16 protein-coding genes are annotated in these 19001 nt (G+C 73.0%); 4 read left to right on the forward strand and 12 right to left on the reverse strand.

Going from position 1 to position 19001, the window contains the following annotated elements:
• Positions 1-75 precede the first annotated feature (75 nt).
• Positions 76-1848 carry an ABC transporter transmembrane domain-containing protein gene (locus ACIO5D_RS03105; protein ID WP_400793959.1) on the reverse strand — a complete coding sequence of 591 codons (1773 nt, stop codon included), beginning with the start codon at positions 1846-1848 and terminating at the stop codon, positions 76-78.
• A 382-nt stretch (positions 1849-2230) separates the two neighbouring features.
• Here ACIO5D_RS03105 and ACIO5D_RS03110 point away from each other — a divergent pair, with 382 nt between their 5' ends.
• Positions 2231-3094, forward strand: coding sequence for an aldo/keto reductase (locus ACIO5D_RS03110; protein WP_363611748.1), 864 nt, complete (start codon positions 2231-2233; stop codon positions 3092-3094).
• Between the two features lie 253 nt (positions 3095-3347).
• Here ACIO5D_RS03110 and ACIO5D_RS03115 read toward each other — a convergent pair whose 3' ends face one another.
• Complete coding sequence (locus ACIO5D_RS03115; RefSeq protein WP_363611746.1) at positions 3348-4214, reverse strand: MarR family transcriptional regulator; 867 nt, start codon at positions 4212-4214, stop codon at positions 3348-3350.
• Positions 4215-4598: 384 nt separating this feature from the next.
• Between ACIO5D_RS03115 and fabG the strand changes: the two genes are divergently transcribed.
• Together fabG and ACIO5D_RS03125 are read left to right on the forward strand one after the other, a co-directional pair.
• Positions 4599-5366, forward strand: coding sequence for a 3-oxoacyl-ACP reductase FabG (gene fabG, locus ACIO5D_RS03120; protein ID WP_400649239.1), 768 nt, complete (start codon positions 4599-4601; stop codon positions 5364-5366).
• A 231-nt stretch (positions 5367-5597) separates the two neighbouring features.
• Positions 5598-6383: a phosphatase PAP2 family protein gene (locus tag ACIO5D_RS03125; RefSeq protein ID WP_400793751.1), complete on the forward strand. Its 786-nt coding sequence runs from the start codon at positions 5598-5600 to the stop codon at positions 6381-6383.
• Here the strand turns inward: ACIO5D_RS03125 and ACIO5D_RS03130 are convergent.
• Complete coding sequence (locus tag ACIO5D_RS03130; protein WP_363611740.1) at positions 6334-6516, reverse strand: I78 family peptidase inhibitor; 183 nt, start codon at positions 6514-6516, stop codon at positions 6334-6336. The genes ACIO5D_RS03125 and ACIO5D_RS03130 overlap by 50 nt on opposite strands.
• Positions 6517-6601: 85 nt before the next feature.
• Here ACIO5D_RS03130 and ACIO5D_RS03135 point away from each other — a divergent pair, with 85 nt between their 5' ends.
• Positions 6602-6874: a DUF6343 family protein gene (locus ACIO5D_RS03135; protein WP_363611738.1), complete on the forward strand. Its 273-nt coding sequence runs from the start codon at positions 6602-6604 to the stop codon at positions 6872-6874.
• A 91-nt stretch (positions 6875-6965) separates the two neighbouring features.
• Here the strand turns inward: ACIO5D_RS03135 and ACIO5D_RS03140 are convergent, their stop codons facing one another.
• The 9 genes from ACIO5D_RS03140 to hpnC form a co-directional block, all read right to left on the reverse strand.
• A complete protein-coding gene (locus ACIO5D_RS03140) occupies positions 6966-8372 on the reverse strand; it encodes an aspartate aminotransferase family protein (RefSeq protein ID WP_400649241.1) in 1407 nt (468 codons plus the stop codon).
• Positions 8362-10272, reverse strand: a complete 1911-nt coding sequence (dxs, locus tag ACIO5D_RS03145) for a 1-deoxy-D-xylulose-5-phosphate synthase (RefSeq protein WP_363611734.1) — start codon at positions 10270-10272, stop codon at positions 8362-8364. Before dxs ends, ACIO5D_RS03140 begins: the two co-directional genes overlap by 11 nt.
• A gap of 102 nt (positions 10273-10374) precedes the next feature.
• Positions 10375-11400: an adenosyl-hopene transferase HpnH gene (gene hpnH, locus ACIO5D_RS03150; RefSeq protein WP_363611732.1), complete on the reverse strand. Its 1026-nt coding sequence runs from the start codon at positions 11398-11400 to the stop codon at positions 10375-10377.
• A 2-nt stretch (positions 11401-11402) separates the two neighbouring features.
• The gene (locus tag ACIO5D_RS03155) at positions 11403-12104 is read right to left on the reverse strand and encodes a 1-hydroxy-2-methyl-2-butenyl 4-diphosphate reductase (RefSeq protein ID WP_363611730.1); all 702 of its coding nucleotides are present in this window, start codon (positions 12102-12104) and stop codon (positions 11403-11405) included.
• The gene (gene shc, locus ACIO5D_RS03160) at positions 12101-14194 is read right to left on the reverse strand and encodes a squalene--hopene cyclase (protein ID WP_363611728.1); all 2094 of its coding nucleotides are present in this window, start codon (positions 14192-14194) and stop codon (positions 12101-12103) included. Before shc ends, ACIO5D_RS03155 begins: the two co-directional genes overlap by 4 nt.
• 7 nt (positions 14195-14201) lie before the next feature.
• Complete coding sequence (locus ACIO5D_RS03165) at positions 14202-15290, reverse strand: polyprenyl synthetase family protein (protein WP_400756556.1); 1089 nt, start codon at positions 15288-15290, stop codon at positions 14202-14204.
• A 128-nt stretch (positions 15291-15418) separates the two neighbouring features.
• Positions 15419-16852 (reverse strand): hydroxysqualene dehydroxylase HpnE, encoded by a 1434-nt coding sequence (hpnE, locus tag ACIO5D_RS03170; protein ID WP_363611726.1) that lies wholly within the window; start codon positions 16850-16852, stop codon positions 15419-15421.
• A gap of 127 nt (positions 16853-16979) precedes the next feature.
• Positions 16980-17837 carry a presqualene diphosphate synthase HpnD gene (hpnD, locus tag ACIO5D_RS03175; RefSeq protein WP_363611789.1) on the reverse strand — a complete coding sequence of 286 codons (858 nt, stop codon included), beginning with the start codon at positions 17835-17837 and terminating at the stop codon, positions 16980-16982.
• Positions 17838-17878: 41 nt separating this feature from the next.
• Positions 17879-18799, reverse strand: a complete 921-nt coding sequence (gene hpnC, locus ACIO5D_RS03180; protein ID WP_363611724.1) for a squalene synthase HpnC — start codon at positions 18797-18799, stop codon at positions 17879-17881.
• Positions 18800-19001: the final 202 nt, after the last annotated feature.

Consider the following 19001-nt stretch of genomic DNA (forward strand, 5'->3'; position numbering starts at 1 on the left):
GGGCCGGACGTTCGCCGCGGGCAGGGCGGGCCAGGTGGGTGGGGCAATCCGGACGGGCCGGGGGGCGGGCGACGGTCATGCGCCCTCCCCGACGGCGGCCGGTTCCTCGTCGCGGGTGACCACGGCCCGGTAGCCGGGCTCGGTGTGCATCAGCTCGCGATGGCGGCCGGCCGCGACGGCCCGGCCGTCCAGCACCAGCACCACCCGGTCGGCCTGGTCGAGCAGCAGCGGACTGGTCGCGAAGACCACGGTGGTGCGGCCCTCCCGGTGCCTGCGCAGCCCGGCGGCGATCCGCGACTCCGTGTGGGCGTCGACCGCGCTGGTGGGCTCGTCCAGGACGAGGACCGGCGGGTCGGCCAGCAGCGAGCGGGCGAGCGCCAGCCGCTGACGCTGGCCGCCGGAGAGCGAGCGGCCGCGCTCGGTGATCCGCGCCCGCATCGCGTCCCCCGCGCAGTCCGGCGAGCCGTCCACCAGGGCGTCCAGGACATCGTCGGCACGGGCGGCGGCGAGCGCGTCGGCCGGCGCGACCCGGCCCGAGGCGGGGATGTCGAACAGCCCGGCCAGAGTGCCGGAGAGCAGCACCGGCTCCTTGTCGTGGACCAGCACCGCCGCCCGGGCCTCGGTCAGCGGGACGGTGTCCAGCTCGGTGCCACCGAGCCGGACGGAGGGCTGCGGCTGCTCGCCGTCGGCGAGCGGGACGTGTCCGCCGAGCCGCTCGGCGAGTGCGCCGGCGAAGTCCGGGTCGCCGCAGACCACGGCGGTCAGCTCGCCCGCGCGGGCGGTCAGGCCGGTCGCCGGGTCGTACAGGTCGGCCTGTCCGGGCCGGCTCAACGCGGCCCCGGCCGTGCCGTCGGTGCGGCTGAGCGAGAGCACCCGGACGGCCCGGCCGGCCGAGACCCTGGCGACGCTCCAGGCGTGCGCGGCCTCGCCCAGGATGCGCAGCGGCGCGGCCAGGAAGGCGGTGGAGCCGTACACGGCGACCAGGGTGCCGATGGTGATCCGGCCGTCGGCGGCCAGGTGGGCGCCGTACCAGGTGACGCCGACCACGAACAGGCCCGGCAGCAGGACCTGCTGAGCCTGCATCAGGGACCGGACCCGGGCCGAGCGGACGGCGGCGGCGCGGACCTTCTGCGAGGCGGCCCGGTACCGGGCCAGGAACAGCTCCTCACCACCGATGCCGCGCAGCACCCGCAGCCCGGCGACGGTGTCGGCGGCCAGCTCGGTGGCCTTGCCGCCGAGCGCGCGCTGTTCGGAGTAGCGCCGTTCGAACGGGCCGAGCAGCGGCCAGACCGCGGCGGCCAGAACCGGTACACCGAGCAGGACGATGAGGCCGAGCAGTGGTTCGGCCACCAGCACGGCGCAGCCCACCGCCAGCCAGACGACCACCCCGGCGCGGAGCCGGGCGATCAGCTCGACATACCAGCCGATCTTCTCGACGTCCCCGCTGCCGACGGCCACGATCTCGCCCGTGGCGATCCGGCGGGACAACCCGGCGCCGAGGCCGGAGGCCTGACGGGCCACCAGCTGACGGACATGGGTGGCGGCGTGGATCCAGTTCCACACCGCCTGACGGTGCAGCAGCACCGCGCCGAGCGAGGCGACCGCGGCGAGGGCCAGGACGGCGGCCCCAGCCCGCCAGATCCCGGCGCCGTGGCCGTCGACGGCGGCCTGGACGCCCAGTCCGAGCGGTATCGGCAGGGCCGCCTGGCACCCCATCTCGAGCAGCGCCCAGCAGGTGGAGAGCACCTGCCCGCGCCGCTGGCTGCGCTGCAGCCAGCGCAGGAAGGCGAGCGGTGAAGAGAGATCGGGGCTGCCGGGATCGGCCAGCGGCAAGGTCTTGAGCGGCATGACGCTCCGTTGCGGGTGGTACGGGCGGGTGGCGCGGACGGCCGGCGGCGCGGCCCGGATCTCGGACCTCACGGCGCACCGGAACGGCGGCGGTCCGGGCGCCGGAACGGCGACCGGGAGGGGTGGGGGAACAGCGGCGAAGGCGGCCGGCACGGTCACGGCGAGGGGCTGGTCAGGACGTCATGGCAGCGAGCCTGCCAATCCAGATGTGACCTGCGCAACAGGTTTTCCCGGCGGCCGCCCGACGGACCCGGCGCCGAGAACCCCTGCGTACGCCGGTACAACGCGTCGGAAAATTCTTTCGCCGGACGGGAACAATCCCGCGGCGCCACCGGTTGGCCTTCACTGGAAACGATGGTCAACCAGGAGGGCACCCCTTCCCGTGAGCAAGATCCCCAGCATCACCCTCAACAACGGCTCGCAGATCCCGCAGCTCGGCTTCGGCGTGTGGCAGGTTCCCGACGCGGAGGCGACGGCGGCCGTCCGCAACGCCATCCAGGCGGGCTACCGCTCGATCGACACGGCGGCGATCTACGAGAACGAGGCCGGCACCGGCCAGGCGATCACCGAGGCGCTCGCGGGCGGCGTGGCCCGCGAGGACCTCTACATCACCACCAAGCTGTGGAACTCCGGCACCCGCGACTGGTCCGGCGAGCAGGGCCGCGACGCGGTACTGCGCGAGTTCGACGCCTCGCTGGCCAAGCTCGGCCTGGACTACGTGGACCTCTACCTGATCCACTGGCCGCGCCCGATGCACGGCAGCTTCCTGAACGTCTGGAAGGGCCTGGAGCAGCTGCTCGCCGGCGGCCGGGTGAAGTCCATCGGCGTCTCCAACTTCGGCGCCGAGCAGCTCACCCGCCTGCTCGACGAGGCCTCGGTGGCCCCGGTGCTGAACCAGGTCGAGCTGCACCCGTACTTCCCGCAGGGCGAACTGCGCGCCTTCCACGCCCAGCACGGCATCGCCACCGAGGCCTGGAGCCCGCTGGGCCAGGGCAAGGAGCTGCTGGCCGACCCGGTGCTGGTGAAGATCGCCGAGAAGCACGGCCGCACCGTCGCCCAGGTGGTGCTCCGCTGGCACCTGCAGAGCGGCATCATCGCGATCCCGAAGTCGGTCACCCCGGCCCGGATCAAGGAGAACCTGGACGTCACCGGCTTCGAGCTGGACGCGGCCGACCTGACCGCGATCGCCGGCATCGCCACCGGCGAGCGGATCGGCCCGGACCCGCAGAGCTTCGACTGGAACTGACGCCGCCTCGGCGCCGTCGACGCCGGACCGGTGTTCGACGACACCGCCCCCGACCGAGCGTCAACACCGAAGGCCGCCCACCCCGTTCGGGGTGGGCGGCCTTCGGTGTGAAGGGCCCGCGATGTCGGCCGGAACCGTCCCGCCGCTCGGCGCGCAGCCCTACCGACCGGTCCGACCACGCTCCTTCGGCCCTCGACAGGAGGACCTCCGGCACGGTGGCGAATCGTTTTGGCTAGCGCGCGAGGAAGGGCGCCTAGAGCCTGGCCGCCTTGGCGATCAACGCCAGGGCGGGTGCGTGTTCCTCCTCTTCCAGCGCGGCCAGCAACAACCGCTGAACCTCCGCCACGCCCGCGGCCGAGCGGTGCAGCAGGTCCTGCCCCGCCGGCGAGAGCGACAGCAGGTTGCGCCGCCCGTCCGAGGGGTCGCGCCGACGCTGCACCAGACCGCGCCGGACGAGACGGCTGACCATCTCGGCCATCGTGGCCTTGTCCAGCGAGGCCAGCTCGCCGACCGTCCGCTGATCGGCGCCCGGCTCCAGTTCGAGCGCGTCCAGCACCGCGTACTGCGGCGCCGTCAGGTCCGAACCGACGTGCTCCGACCAGAGTTTGGTGTGAACCTGCTGGCTCACCCTGATCAGATAGCCGATCGCCCGCTGGGCGTCCAGCATCGGCCGCGCGTCCGTGAGGACGGCGACCGCAGCGGGCTCCAGCCTGGCTATCTTGGCCATCACGCGGACGATTTCCAGCTGCTCCTCGGCCGTGAGCGGCTCGAAGAGCGTGCGCTGCACGCGGACCACTCCGCCGGTGGCCTCGCGCACCGCCTGGGCGCCGCTCTGCGAGAGAGCGAGCAGCTTGCGCCGGCCGTCGGCCGGATCGCGCCTTCGCAGCACCAGTCCACGACGGACCAGCCGAGCGACCATCTCGGCCATCGTGGCCTTGTCCAGCGAGGCTCTCTCGCCGACCGTCCGCTGGTCAGCGCCCGGTTCCAGGGCGAGGACCAGCAGTACGGCGAACTGCGGGGCCGTGAGATCGGCTCCGACATGTTCGGACCACAGACGGGTGTGTACCTGCTGTGCAACGCGGATGAGGTGTCCGGGCGACTGCTGCAGTCGCGCGGACACGCGGGTCGTCGGGATCTCCCCCAGCACCATGTATCCGTCCCGATGTCACACCCGGTGTGTGTGGGACACCCGGGTGGGGCAGTAACGGCGAGTGGGCGTCCCGCTGTGAGGGAGGGCGCTCCAGCCGTGCAGCCGGTGGCTGCTGGCGGACACTATACAAACGGCGGGCCCTCGCTGGCAGGCGGGGGCGGATAGTAGACGCAGGTTCGGCAACATTGGCATATTTACTCGCCGCGTCGCCCCGACCGTAACCCGTTCGCAGGAGAAAGCCGACCGGTCGGTCCTTACCCTCGGTCACCTGCGGCTCTCCACCCTGGCCGGGCACCCTACTCGCGGGTAAGGTGTGGCCACCTCAGCGGTCCACCAAGAGAGACGAGAGCGAGCATGACCGAGCAGAGCACCGCCCCCAGGGTCGCCGTCGTCACCGGCGCCGCGCGCGGCCTGGGCGCCGCCACCGCGCTGCGCCTGGCCTCCGACGGGTACGCCGTCGCCGTCCTCGACCTGGACGAGGCGGCCTGCAAGGACACCGTCGACCGGATCACCGCGGCGGGCGGCCGCGCCCTCGCCGTCGGCGCCGACGTCTCGGACGCCGGGCAGGTACAGGCCGCGGTCGACCGCATCGCCGCCGAACTCGGCGCCCCGGTCGTCCTCGTGAACAACGCGGGCGTGCTGCGCGACAACCTGCTCTTCAAGATGTCCGAGTCCGACTGGGACACGGTGATGAACGTTCATCTGCGCGGCGCCTTCCTGATGACCCGGGCGGTGCAGAAGCACATGGTGGACGCCGGCTTCGGCCGGATCGTCAACCTGTCCTCGTCCTCCGCCCAGGGCAACCGCGGCCAGGCCAACTACTCCGCCGCCAAGGCGGGTCTGCAGGGCTTCACCAAGACCCTGGCCATCGAGCTGGGCAAGTTCGGCATCACCGCCAACGCCGTCGCCCCCGGCTTCATCGCCACCGACATGACGGCCGCCACCGCCGCCCGGGTCGGCATGGACTTCGAGGACTTCAAGCGCGCCGCCGCCGGCCAGATCCCGGTCCAGCGGGTCGGCGTCCCGGAGGACGTGGCGCACACCATCTCGTTCCTCGCCGGCGAGGGTGCGGGCTTCGTCTCCGGACAGGTGATCTACGTGGCCGGCGGCCCCCTCGACTGAGCACCGAACCTACGCAGGGTTACCACGGAGTGGGAAGCCGGCCGACCGGCCTCCCACTCCGTTCGCTTTGCACACCCTTTGGAATAACCATTCGAAGGCCACACCGATATTCGACGGAAGAATATCGGGAAAGCACCTCCAAGCAGCTATATTTCAGCCTTGTCCCCGATTTCCCCGGAAAATCTCCACTCCCCGGGGACTGCCGCCGGACAGGTGGGTACCGTCACCACCGTGCAAGCGCCGAGTGAACTGCCGGAGAACCTGACCTCCCGCCGCGAGCGCCCACGCCCCACCCCCGCGGCGTCCGGTCCGCCGACGGCCCGGCGGCAGGCCGGACCGCTGGCCCTCACCGCCCTCGGCTATCTGGTGGTGGTGGCCGGCGTGCTGCTCAACACCGCGCTGGTCGACCTCGACTGGTCGGTACGGCTGATGCGCCCGTACGAACGCTGGCCCAGCCTGGAGCCGCTGCTGGACATCTGGGTGGTGGCCGGGCAGCGCGGTCCGTCCGCCGTCGCGGCCTTCGCCTGGCTCGGCTGGCGCGCCCACCGGCTACGGCGGCTGCGCCCCCTGCTGGTGATGGCTGTGGCCCTGCTGCTGCTCAACGCCACCGTCGGCGCGGTGAAGATCGCCACCGGCCGCCTCGGCCCGCACTACGCCCAGTACGTCGGCTCGCCCGAGCTGTTCTCCGGCGGCACCATATTCCCGTCCGGGCACACCGCCAACGCCGTGGTCACCTGGGGCGTCCTGGCCTACCTGGCGGCCCGCTGGCGGCGCACCGGCGCGGTGCTCGCCGCCGCCACCGCCTGCTCGGTCGGGCTCACCACCCTCTACCTCGGCACCCACTGGGTCACCGACGTCCTGGCCGGCTGGGCCGCCGGCCTGCTGGTGCTGCTCTCGCTGCCCCTGCTCGAACCCCTGGTCGCCGCCGCCGAGCGGCGGCTCACCGGCTCCCGGAGGCCGGCCGGCCCTACCCCTCCCAGCTGCGCTCCACCACCCCGTCGCGCACCGCGAGGTTGAGCCGGCCCTCCCGGTGGTCCATGGTCATCATCGCCCCGGGCGGCAGCACCCGGACCGAGGCCCAGCCGTGCCGACGGGCCAGCTCCTCGGCCCGTTCCACCCGCAGCCCCGCATAGCCCTCCGCGTCCGCCATCGCCGCTCCCCTGCTCGCCCCGGACGTACGCTGGAATCGTAGACCGCCCACACCGGCCGCACCCGGATCCGGGAGGTGAACGGACATGCGCACCACCACCCCGCGCCGGTGGCGCAGCGGCACCGAGCCCGCCACCGCCCGCAGCGACCTCAAGCTGCGTTATCTGCTCTCACTCACCTTCACACCGCTGTTCGCCCTCGCCACCGCGGCCTTCGCGATCTGGGCGGCCAACTCCCCCGCGTACGGCGCCCCCAGCCGGGGCACCCTCACCGGTTTCGCGGTGGCCTGCGGGCTGCTCACCCTGTTCGCCGTCGTCGATCTCGTCGTCGTCATCCGGCGCCGCCGGACAGAGCTCTGACGCGGTATCTCCCACGGGGTGGGAAGTCGGCCCCGCCGACCTCCCACCCCGTGCCCGTACTCTCCGCCGCCGACCGGGCCGACCGCGGCGCTCAGCGGTTGCCGACCGCCTGCTTCACCAGCGTCCGGCCGAAGTCCCACATCAGGCCGCTGCCCCGGTGCGCGTCGTCCATGACATCGGTGAACGCGTCGATGAACCGGTCCACATCCCGCTCGGTGATGATCAGCGGCGGGATCAGCTTGATCACCTCCAGGTGGTCACCGGAGACCTGGGTGAGAATCCGGTGCCGCTGGAGCAGCGGTACGACCACCATCTGCGCGAACAAGCCCTTGCGGGCGGCCTGGAGAGCCGTCCAGCCGGTGCGCAGCTTGAGCGACTTCGGCCGGCCGAACTCGATACCGATCATCAGGCCCCGGCCCCGGACCTCGGCCAGCAGCTCGTACTTCCCGGTCAGCGCGGTCAGCCGCTCCCGGAACAGATCGCCGACCCGGCGGGCGTTCTCGACCACCTTCTCGTCCCGCATCACCTCCAGGGTCGCCAGGCCGGCCGCCATCGCCTGGGCGTTGGAGCCGAAGCTGGCCGAGTGGACCAGCACCCGGTCCATCGAGGAGTACACCTTCTCGAAGATCCAGCTCTTGCCGAGCGTCGCCCCGACCGGCACATACCCGCCGGAGAGCGCCTTGGCGACGCAGACCAGGTCCGGCAGTACCCCCTCCTCGTGCTGGTAGGCGAAGAACTCACCGGTCCGGCCGATCCCGGTCTGCACCTCGTCGCAGATCAGCAGCGCTTTGTGCTCGTGCAGCAGTTCCTGGGCCGCGCGCAGCCAGCCGGGAGGGGGGGCCTGCACGCCCTTGCCCTGGATCGGCTCGACGATCAGCGCCGCGACATCGCCTTTCCTCAACTCCTTGGCCAGGGTGACGAGATCGCCGAGCGGAACGGCGGTGTCCGGCAGCAGCGGGTCGAAGCCCTTGCGGAATCCGTTCTCACCGTTGACGGAGAGTGACCCGGCGGTCAGCCCGTGGAAGGCGTGGTCGGCGTAGAGCACCCGCTTGCGCCCGGTCGCGTACCGGGCGAACTTGAGCGCCGTCTCGACGGCCTCGGTGCCGCTGTTGCCGAAGAACACCCGGTCCAGCCCGGGCGCGAAGGAGAGCAGCCGCTCGGCCAGCAGCCCGGGCAGCGGCGAGCAGTCGAAGCGGACCAGGTCGGGCAGGTCGAGGTCCATCACCTGCTGGACGGCGGACCGCACCACCGGGTGGTGGCGGCCCAGCGCGAAGATGCCGAAGCCGGCCAGCATGTCGAGGTACTCGTGGCCCTCGGCGTCGTAGAAGTACGGGCCCTCGGCGCGCTCGTAGTACTTGTCGAAGCCGATGGTGCGCAGCATCCGGGGCAGCTGCGGATTGAGGTAGCGGCTGTGCAACTCGTAACGCTCGGCCCCGCGTTCGGCGAGCAGGGCGGCGAGGTCGAAGCGTGCTTCGGTGCTGTCGGGGTCAGCCGGCATGGTGCTGGTCCGCTCCTCGGGTCGGTAGCAGGTTCTTGGCGAAGACCGCGGTCTGGGCGGCGACCCCGGTCCCGGTCAGGCCGGTCTCCTCCAGGATGTCGCCGCGGGCGCCGTGTTCGAGGAACTGCTGCGGCAGGCCCAGCACCCGCAGTGGAACGTCCAGGTCGGCGTCGCGCAGCGTCTGCGCGATCGCGGCGCCGACGCCGCCGGTCCGGCCGTTGTCCTCGACGGTGACGACCAGCCGGTGCGCCGCGGCCAGGAGCGGCAACGCCTCGTCGACCGGCTTGACCCAGCGCGGGTCGACCACGGTCGCGGTGAACCCCTCGGCGAGCAGCAGCCGCGCCGCGTCCAGGCAGGCGGCCGCGGTGGTGCCGACGGCGACCAGCAGGATCTCGGGCTCCGGCCCGGTCCGCAGCAGTACGTCCACGCCGCCGATCCGCTCGAGGGCCGGGACGACGGGCCCGATGGTCGCCTTGGGGAAGCGGACCACGGTCGGCGCGTCCACCACCTCCACCGCCTCCCGCAACTGGGCGCGGAGCTGATCGGCGTCGCGCGGGGCGGCCAGCCGCAGACCGGGGACGACCTGCAGGATCGACATGTCCCACATGCCGTTGTGCGAGGCCCCGTCCGGACCGGTCACCCCGGAGCGGTCGAGTACGAAGGTGACGCCCAGCCGGTGCAGGGCGACGTCCATCAGCACCTGGTCGAACGCCCGGTTGAGGAAGGTCGCGTACACCGCCACCACCGGGTGGAGCCCACCGGTGGCCAGGCCGGCCGCGCTGGTGACGGCGTGCTGCTCGGCGATGCCGACGTCGAAGATCCGCTCGGGGTACGCCTGGGCGAACTTGGCGAGCCCGACCGGCTGGAGCATCGCGGCGGTGATCGCGACCACGTCCGGCCGCTCCGCCCCGAGTGCGAGCATCTCCTCGCCGAACACGGACGTCCAGGAGACCCCGCCGCTGGGCGAGACGGGCAGGCAGGTGTACGGGTCGATCGGGTTGACGGCGTGGAAGCGGTCCGCCTCGTCCTGCTCGGCGGGCCGGTAGCCGCGGCCCTTGACGGTCAGGCAGTGCACGATGACCGGGCCGCCGAACCCGCGCGCCTGGCGCAGCGCCTGCTCGACGGCGCCGAGGTCGTGGCCGTCGATCGGCCCGAGGTACTTGAGCCCGAGGTCCTCGAACATGCCCTGCGGGGCGAAGGCGTCCTTGAACCCCTTCTTGGCGCCGTGCAGCGCGTCGAAGATCGGCTGGCCGACCAGCGGGGTGCGCTGCAGCGCCTCCTTGCCGAGGGCGAGGAAGCGCTCGTACCCCTGGGTGGTGCGCAGCGTGGCGAGGTGGTGGGCGAGGCCGCCGACGGTTCTGGCGTAGGAGCGCTCGTTGTCGTTGACGACGATCACCAGCGGCCGGTCCCGGGCCTCGGCGATGTTGTTGAGCGCCTCCCAGGCGAGGCCGCCGGTGAGGGCGCCGTCGCCGATCACGGCGACGGTCTGCCGGTCGTGCTGGCCGAGGAGCCGGGCGGCCTTGGCGAGGCCGTCGGCGTAGGAGAGGGCGGTGGAGGCGTGCGAGTTCTCGACCAGGTCGTGCTCGGACTCGGCGCGGGAGGGGTAGCCGGAGAGGCCGTCCTTCATCCGCAGCCGGGAGAAGTCCTGGCGGCCGGTGAGCAGCTTGTGGACGTAGCTCTGGTGGCCGGTGTCCCAGACGATCCGGTCGCGCGGGGAGTCGAAGACCCGGTGCAGCGCGATGGTCAGCTCCACCACACCGAGGTTCGGGCCGAGGTGGCCGCCGGTCCTGGTGACGGCGTCGATCAGGAACGCGCGGATCTCGTCGGCGAGCAGCGGGAGGTCGGCGGCCGGGATCTCCCGCAGGTCGGCCGGGGACTTGACGCTGGAGAGCAGTGACATGTGTTCACCTCACGACTCGGAGCGGTGCGGTGGTGCCCCCTGACGGGGCGGTCCGGCCCGGGCGGGTGGCCCGGGCCGGACCGTGAGGTCACAGACGGCCGGTCAGTGGCCGCGGTTGGCGCTGATGGTCTCGGTGATCGCGCGCAGCGACTCCTTGAGCGAGCCCATGGTGGCGAGGACGGCGGTCGGCTCGTAGCCGCAGTGCGCCATGCAGTTGGCGCAGCGCGGGTCCTTGCCGCGGCCGTACTTCTCCCAGTCGGTCTTCTCGACCAGCTCGCGGTAGGTGGGGACGTACCCGTCGGACATCAGGTAGCAGGGGCGCTGCCACCCGAACAGCGAGTAGTTGGGGATGCCCCAGGCGGTGCAGGAGAAGTCGACCTTGCCCTCCAGGAAGTCCAGGAACAGCGGGCTGTGGTTGAGCCGCCAGCGCCGCCGGTTGCCGCCGGCGAAGGTCTTGCGGAACAGCTCCCTGGTCTGTTCGACGCCGAGGAAGTGCTCCTGGTCGGGGGCCTTCTCATAGGCGAACGCCGGGGAGATCATCATCTCCTCGACCTTGAGCTCGTCATTGAGGTAGTCCAGCACCTCGATGATGGTCTGCGGGGTGTCGGTGTTGAAGAAGGTGCTGTTGGTGGTGACCCGGAAGCCCCGCCGCTGGGCCTCCTTGATCGCCTCCACCGCCTCGTCGAAGGTGCCCTCCTTGGCCACCGAGGCGTCGTGCCGCTCGCGCATGCCGTCGATGTGCACGGTGAAGGTGAAGTACGGCGAGGGCTTGAACTTGTCCAGTTTCTTGCGCAGCAGCAGCGCGTTGGTGCAGAGGAAGACGTACTTGCGGCGCTCGACCAGTTGCCGCACGATCTCGTCGATCTGCGGGTGCATCAGCGGCTCGCCGCCCGCGATCGAGACCATCGGGGCACCCGACTCCAGCACCGCGCCGACCGCCTGGGCGACCGGCATCCGCTGCTTCAGCACACCCGCCGGGTGCTGGATCTTGCCGCATCCCTCACAGGCCAGGTTGCAGGCGAACAGCGGTTCCAGTTCGACGATCAGCGGGAATTTGTCCCGCCGCTTGAGCTTCTGCTGCATGAGGTAGGTGCCGACCCGCACGGTTTGGCGCAACGGCATGGCCATGGCTAGCTCGCCTCCTGAGGGAGCGTCGAGGATGTGGGGTGGTGGAGGATTCCGGACGGCGGGCCCGGTAGGCGCCCCCGCGGCGGCCGGTTCTGTTCGTGCCAGTCGACCAGGGCGGGCACGGTCGCGCGCAGGGCCCGCCAGGCGCGCAGTCCGGCCGGGAGAGTGCCCGGACGCAGCAGTTCGTGCTCGGGGGTGTCGACGACCACCCGCAGGACGGCCGCGGGCAGCGTCGGGCGGAGCTCCTGGAGGGCCGCGGTGACCGCGGCGGCCTCCATGTCGACCGCGAGCGCGCCCTGCAGGTGCAGGGCGCGCCGTTCGATGCCGCGCACCACATGGTCGGCGGTGTGGTGCACCCCGGTGTGGACCGTCAGACCGCGTGCCTTCAGGACCCGGGTGAGGTCCGGACCCGAGTCGACCGCGAAGAGGTTCCCTTCGGCATCGCGCACCCCGTTCGCAACGATGACGTCGCCGGGGCTTATTCCCGGCGCGACGGCGGCCCCGAAGCCGGCCACCACGACCGCGCCGTAGCCGCCGGGGGCGGCGCTGAGCAGCCTTCTGACGGCGAGTGAGGCCCGCCGCCGGCCCACCCCGGTGCGGACGAGGACCGGCGGACCGGCGGCCGCGCCGCGCCAGTCCCCGCCCCGCAGGGCCCACACCTCGGGGCCGAGCGCGCAGAGCACCAGCAGCGGGGCTCGGCTCACCGGGCCGCCCCGATCGTCGGGGTGCCGGTGTTCTCCCGGCCGGTGGCCGGGCTGCCGTGGAGGTACCGGCCGAGTGCGGTGACCGGGAAGACCAGCCGGTAGAGGTGGTAGTTGATGGAGAAGTCCCAGGGGAATCCGGTGCCGGTGAACTGCGGTTCGTCCCAGGTCCCCTCGGGCAGCTGGGTGCGGACCAGCCAGTCCACCCCGCGCTCGACCGCCGGGTTGGCCCGGCCGTCCGGGCCCTCGCCGGCCGCGAGCAGCGCCATCAGCGCCCAGGCGGTCTGCGAGGCGGTGGAGTCGCCGCGCCCGGCCCAGCGGGCCGGGTCCTCGTAGGAGCGCATGTCCTCGCCCCAGCCGCCGTCGGTGTTCTGCCGGTCCTCCAGCCAGCGGACGGCGCGGCGGATCGCCGGGTGCTCGTCCGGGACGCCGGCCGCGACCAGGGCGGGCAGGACGGAACCGGTGCCGTAGATGTAGTTGGTGCCCCAGCGGCCGAACCAGGAGCCGTCGGCCTCCTGGTTGCGCAGCAGCCACTCCACACCCCGGCGGGTGCGCGGGTCCCGGCCCTTGCCGACCTCGGCGAGCATCTCCACCACATGGGCGGTGACATCGGCGGACGGCGGGTCGACCACCTCGCCGAAGTCGCAGAACGGCAGCTTGTTCGGCAGGGTGCTGGTGTTGTCGACGTCGAACGCGCCCCAGGCGCCGTTCTTGGACTGCATGCCGAGGTTCCAGTCGACGCCGCGGTCCACCGCTCCGGCCACCTTGGCGGGGCTCGGGTGGGCGACCCGGCGCAGTGCGAGCACCACCTCGGCGGTGTCGTCGATGTCGGGGTAGGTGTCGTTCTCGAACTCGAACGCCCAGCCGCCGGGCGCGAGCGAGGGCCGCTGCACGGACCAGTCGCCGCGCCGGGTGATCTCCTCCGCGAGCATCCAGTCCACCGCGGAGACCAGTGCGGGGTGGTCGGCCGGCACCCCGGCGTCGACCAGCGCGATGGTGGCCAGGCAGGTGTCCCAGACCGGGGACTGGCAGGCCTCCAGCCAGCGCCGGCCGTCCTCGGTGTGCACGGTGAACCGGTCGAAGGCCGACAGGCCGGCCTGCACCACCGGGTGTTCCAGCTCGTAGCCCTCCAGGTGCAGGGCGATCAGGGAGTAGACGGCGGGCGGCTGGATGCCGCCCCAGCAGCCGTCGGCCTCCTGCCGCTCGACGATCCACCGGCAGGCCTGGGAGATGGCGAGCCGGCGCAGCGGGCGCAGCGCCCGGCGGTGGTAGGCGTGCAGCACCTTGTCGAGGCGCTCGAAGACGCCGTCCCAGGTGGTGGCGGGGGCGAGCGGCCGGTCCGGGAAGGGGTGCTCCGGGTCGGTGTGCAGTTCGGTGAGCGGGAAGGGGGCCGGGCGGACCGGGCGGTGGGCCGAGACGATGGTCAGCGGCACGATGGTCTGCCGGGCCCAGCAGCCGAAGGCGTAGATGTTCAGCGGGAGCCACTTGGGCAGGAACATGATCTCGGGCGGCATCTCGGGCAGCCGTGCCCAGGGCCACCAGCCGAAGAGCGCGAGCCAGATCCGGGTGAACACCCGGGCGGCCGCGATGCCGCCGGCGGAGCGCACGTAGCGGGCGGCGGCGAGCATGTGCGGGGCGTTGGGGTCGTCGCCGGCGAGCTTGAGGGCGACGTACGCCTCGACGGTGGTGGAGAGTTCGGGCGGTCCGCCGTGGAAGGTGGACCAGGTGCCGTCCTCCCGTTGCTGGGAGCGGATCCACTCGGCGGTGGCCTTGGTCTGCTCAGCCGTTCGGATTCCGAGGAACTGCCGGAGCAGCAGGTCCTCGGCGTCCATGGTGACGTTGGTCTCCAGATCACCCTTCCACCAGCCCTCCGAGCTCTGTAGCGAGAGCAGGTGGGTGGTGGCGCGGGCCAGCGTCTCCTCGGCGGAGGCCGGCCCGGTGTGCTGTTCGTCGGGACGGTCGGCCGGCCGGAGCGGGTCGGTCCCTTCGGGCTGCCACCGCCCGGCGCTCAGGAGCGCCGGGGGGCGGTCGCCCACCGCGACCGGCTCGGAATCGTACTCAGGGTCGAGCCGGCCGTCCGCGGTTGCTGTCAACGTAACGTCACCTCTCTCGTACCACCACGAATTCGGCGAGTGCGACGAAGTGCTCGCGCACCGTGTCGGGCATGGGGACCTCGTCCAGGGCGGCGAGGGCAGTCGTGTGCTGGCGGCGGGCCTCCTCCTGGGTCCAGGCACGGCCGCCGGCCTCCTCGATCAGGCCGGCGCGGGCGGCGAGCTGGGGCTCGCTCTCCTCGCCGCGCCCGGTGGGGTCGGCCAGCTCCTCGGCGAGCCGGCGCGACGCGGCGCCGCCCTCGGCGAGCGCGGCGGCGACCGGCAGCGACTTCTTGCGCTGGCGCAGGTCGCCCCAGTGCGGCTTGCCGGTGACCTCGGTGGCGCCCCAGATGCCGAGCAGGTCGTCCACCGCCTGGAAGGCGAGCCCCAGGTGGTGGCCGTAGCGCTGGAGGGCGTCCGAGACCCGGTCGTCGGCGCCGGCCAGGACGGCGCCGATCGCCGAGGCGGCGGCGAGGAGCGCGGCGGTCTTGCCGCCCTCCATCTCCAGGCATTCGGCGACGGTGACGCTGTCCCGCTGTTCGAAGGCCACGTCCATCGCCTGGCCGTCGATGAGCCCGCGGGTCGCGGTGGTGAGCAGCCGGACGGCGCGGGCGGCGTCGGTGGGGCTCGCTCCACCGGTGACGGCGGCGTCGAGCAGCACCTCCGTACCGAGCGTCGCCAGGGCGTCACCGGCCAGGATCGCCTGGGCCGGACCGAAGACCGTCCAGGCGGTGGCCCGGTGGCGTCTGGTCTCGTCACCGTCCATCAGATCATCATGGAGCAGCGAGAAGTTGTGCACCAGTTCAACGGCGACCCCGCCGGGTACCCCCACCTCCGCCGGGGCGCCGGTCGCCTGCGCGGAGAGCAGGGCCAGAGCGGGGCGGACGGCCTTGCCGCCGTCCCCCGCGGACGGCGTGCCGTCCCGGTCGATCCAGCCGAAGTGGTAGGCCGCGACGGTGTCCATCGGTGCGGCCAGACGGGCGACGGCGGCCCGCAGCGGTGGGGTGCAGAGCGTACGGCTACGGGCGAGCAGCTCGGGCACCGAGACCGGTTCGGCGTGCGCCGTGCCTCCGACGGCAGTGCCGGTGCTTGACTCCACGTGCGTTCCCTCTCCCTGATGGTGCCGGGCCGCGAAGGGCGGCCGGGCGCTTGCGATGTCGATGAGGCCGGTGAGGCCGGCGGTGGGACCGCCGGATCTCGCGGGGTCGCCGGTGGCGGGGCCCGTGGTCACCTGGGCCACCTCCCGTCGCCGCGGTCCACCGGGATCCTGGTGCCGCCGCCGGCGAGCGCCGCGTCGGCCGCGGCGTGGCCACTGCGCACCGCGCCCTCCATCGTCGCGGGCCAGCCGGTGGCCGTCCACGAACCGGCCAGCAGCAGCCCGGGGACCTTGGTCCGGGCGTGCGGGCGCAGCGCCGCGGTGCCCGGGGCCGGGTCGAAGGTCGCGGTGCGCTCACGGGTGACGAAGAAGTCCAGCACCTCGGCGCCGCCGGCGGCCGGGAGCAGGCGGGCCAGCTCCGGCAGGTAACGGCGGCGCAGCTCGGCGACCGGCAGATCGATCTCGTCCTGGACGGCGGACTGGGAGACCGCCAGGTACTGGGCTCCGGGGTGCGCCCGGCCCGACTCGGTGCCGGCCAGTCCGGAGTGCGCGGTGCGGTCGAACACCCACTGCACCGGCGAGCCGAGCGCCGCGAAGAACGGGCGGCGCAGCACCGTGCGGTCGTAGACCACGTGGACGTTGAGGATCGGCGCGGTGCCGAAGTCGGCCAGCTGCCGCTGCCCGTCGATGGCGTCGGGCGGCAGCAGGGCGGCAGCGGTGTCCTGGGCGCCGGCCAGGACGACGGTGTCGGCGGTGAGCAGCTCGCCGCTCTCCAGCCGGACGGCGTGCTGAGGCGTGGCCGGCTTGAGCTCCGCGGCACGGGCGCGCAGCAGCACCCGCACGCCGGCGCGCTCCAGCTCGGCGAGCGCCGCGTCGTGGTGGATCGCGCCCAGCGGGACGGCGGCCGTGCCGATGTCGGAGGCGCCCGGGTCGGAGAGCAGCCCGGTCTTGAACACCATCGCGGCCAGCGCCAGCGACACCTGGTCGGCCCGGGCGTTCAGCGTGGCGACGCCGACCAGGTCCCACAGGGCGGCGAGGGTGCGCTCGTTCTGCCCGTTGCGGCGCAGCCACGCGCCGAAGGAGAGCCCGTCCAGCGCCGGGTCGGCGAGGTCCAGGCCCTTCAGGGCGAGCGCGCCGCGGACCACCCGGGCCCGGTCGGCCGGGCCCAGGTGCGGGTACCGGGCGAGGCTGCCGGCCAGGTGCAGCGGAACGGGCAGCCCGGCCCGCCGCAGTCGGCCCAGGGTTCGCACCGGGGCGCCGTCGGGCCCGGAGACGCCCAGGACGGGGACGTCGAGCCGGTCCTGGAGGTGGACCAGCCGGCTCGCCCCGAGCCGGTCGATCAGGCCCCGGTAGGCGGTGCAGCAGCGCAGGTAGACGTGCTGGCCGTTGTCGACGGTCAGCTCGCCGCGCTGGAACGAGAAGGCCAGCCCGCCCAGCCGGGGGCGGCCCTCGACCAGGGTGACCCGGTGGTCCGCCTCGGCCAGCCGCAGTGCGGCGGTGATCCCTGCCAGGCCGCCGCCGACCACGACGGCGGCCGGGCGCGCGGCATCGGCTCGCCCGGTCATCGGCCCTCCCCCTCGCATTCGCTGGACCGCCCGGTGGCGGTCGTTGTGGCCAGCACAGTCGTGGTCAACACGGCTCTACCCATAAGTGATTCCCCGCTGACACAGCGTGACAGAACTGTGGCGAGAATCAAGAACGCCCCCCGGCGAGCCCGGAAAGCGCCACATACGCCTTCTCCCAGCCCGGCAGCGAGACCCGGCCGCGCAGGACCGACTCCGGGTCGGCGGCGATCCGGCCGAGCAGCCGGTGGTAGATCCCGGCCATCGCGGCGGTACAGGCCCGGCTGCGGCGGTCGAGCATCGGCAGCAGCCGCAGACCCTCCTCGAACGCGGCCTGGGCGCGGGCGGCCTCGAAGGCCACCAGGCCGGTGAAGTCGGCGCCGATCGGCGGCCTGGGCAGCGCGAAGCCCTGCTCGCAGCCGAACCTGGCCAGGTCTTCGGCGGGCAGGTAGACACGGCCGTTCAGGGCGTCCTCGCGCAGGTCGCGCAGGATGTTGGTGAGCTGCAGCGCCAGGCCCAGGGTGTCCGCGTAGCGGGCACCGCGCTCCGGGTCGTCGCAGCCGTACACGCCGAGCGAGAGCCGGCCGATCGCGCCCGCGACGCAGCGGCAGTAGACCTTCAGCTCCTCGTAGGTCTGGTACTCGGCGCCCTTGAGGTCCATCTCGACGCCGTCGATCAGTTCGTCGAAGCCGCCGAGCGGGATCGGGAAGCGCCGGGCGGCGTCCGCCAGGGCGACCTTGATCGGATCGGTGTCGTCCTCGGCGACCGCCCCGGCGCGGATCTCGCCCAGCAGCCCGCGGGTGCGCAGCAGGGCCTCGGCCTTGCGGTCGGCGGGCAGGTCCCCGTCGCCGATGTCGTCGACCCGGCGGGCCAGGGCGTACAGGGCCGACATGGCCAGCCGCTTGGGCTCCGGCAGCAGACGGATGCCGTAGCTGAAATTGCGCGCCTGTAGCCCGGTGACTGCCTCGCAGTACCGGTATGCCGCCATGACCTGCGCCGACGCCAGTGGTGATGCCGCCACTCGGGCGTTCACCTTCCCTTCGCGAAGATGGCCGCCGCCTTCGCTGCGAGGCGGCGCTTGTCAGGCTTCGCCTGCTGGGCGAGTACGTCGTACCCGGCGGCCTCGATGGCCGCCAGGGCCGCGTAGCCGCCTGCGGTGAATCCCGCCAGGAGCAGTCGAAGCCTCCCCCGAACCGTACCTACCAATGGCGCGCCGTGGTCGAGCAGGGTGCGTGCCCGGTCCGCCTCGAAGGCGATCAGCTCGCGCACCGCGCCGTTCGCGGCGGGGGCGGCGAGCTCCTCCTCGGTGACGCCGAACCGGGTCAGGTCCTCCTCCGGGAGGTAGATCCGGCCCTGGGCGAGGTCCTCGGCGACGTCCTGGAGGTGCTCCACGATCTGGAGGGCGCTGCAGATCTCGTCGGAGAGCCGGATCCGCTCGGGGGTGGAGACGCCCGCGATGGCCAGCACCAGGCGGCCCACCGGGTCGGCGGAGAGCGTGCAGTAGCCGATCAGGTCCTGGTAGGTGGCGTAGCGGGCGGTGGTCTGGTCCACCCGGTTGGCCTCGATCAGGCGGCGGAACGGCTCCGGGGTCAGGCCGTGCCGGTCGACCAGCGGGACGAGGGCGCGCAGCAGGGGGTGGCGGGGGGCCTCGGCGGTCCCGGGGTGCAGGGCGGCCTCAAAGACCCGGTCGAGGTCCCGCTCCAGCCCGTCGAGCAGGGCGAGCCGGAAGGCGGTCTCGGCCGGGCCGGGCTGGGCCGAAGGGGCGGCGGGGGGCTGTTCGGCCACCCCGAGCAGCCGGGCCGCGCCGGCCGGGTCGGCCAGGTCGCCGTCGCCGGCGTCGTCCACCAGGCGGGCGAAGCCGTAGACGGCCATCAGGTCGTCGCGCCAGGCGGCGGGCAGGAAGAACGGGGCGACCGGGAAGTTCTCCGCGGCCGCCTTGTCCAGCGTCACCCCCGTCGAACGGTCCGCTGGTTCACTACTGGGCTGGGCCGAAGCCGACACTGCTGTCACTCCCCCGTTCTACACCGCTCTGGATCACCGGTCCGACTCGGACACGCGTCCGAGTATGGCGTCACGTCCAGCACACAACCCCCGCGTCTACAGCCTGACACCACCCGCCGCGCGGGAGAAGGGCGCCCCGCCCGGCGCAGGG

Source organism: Kitasatospora sp. NPDC087315, from assembly GCF_044744345.1.
Classification (GTDB): Bacteria; Actinomycetota; Actinomycetes; order Streptomycetales; family Streptomycetaceae; genus Kitasatospora.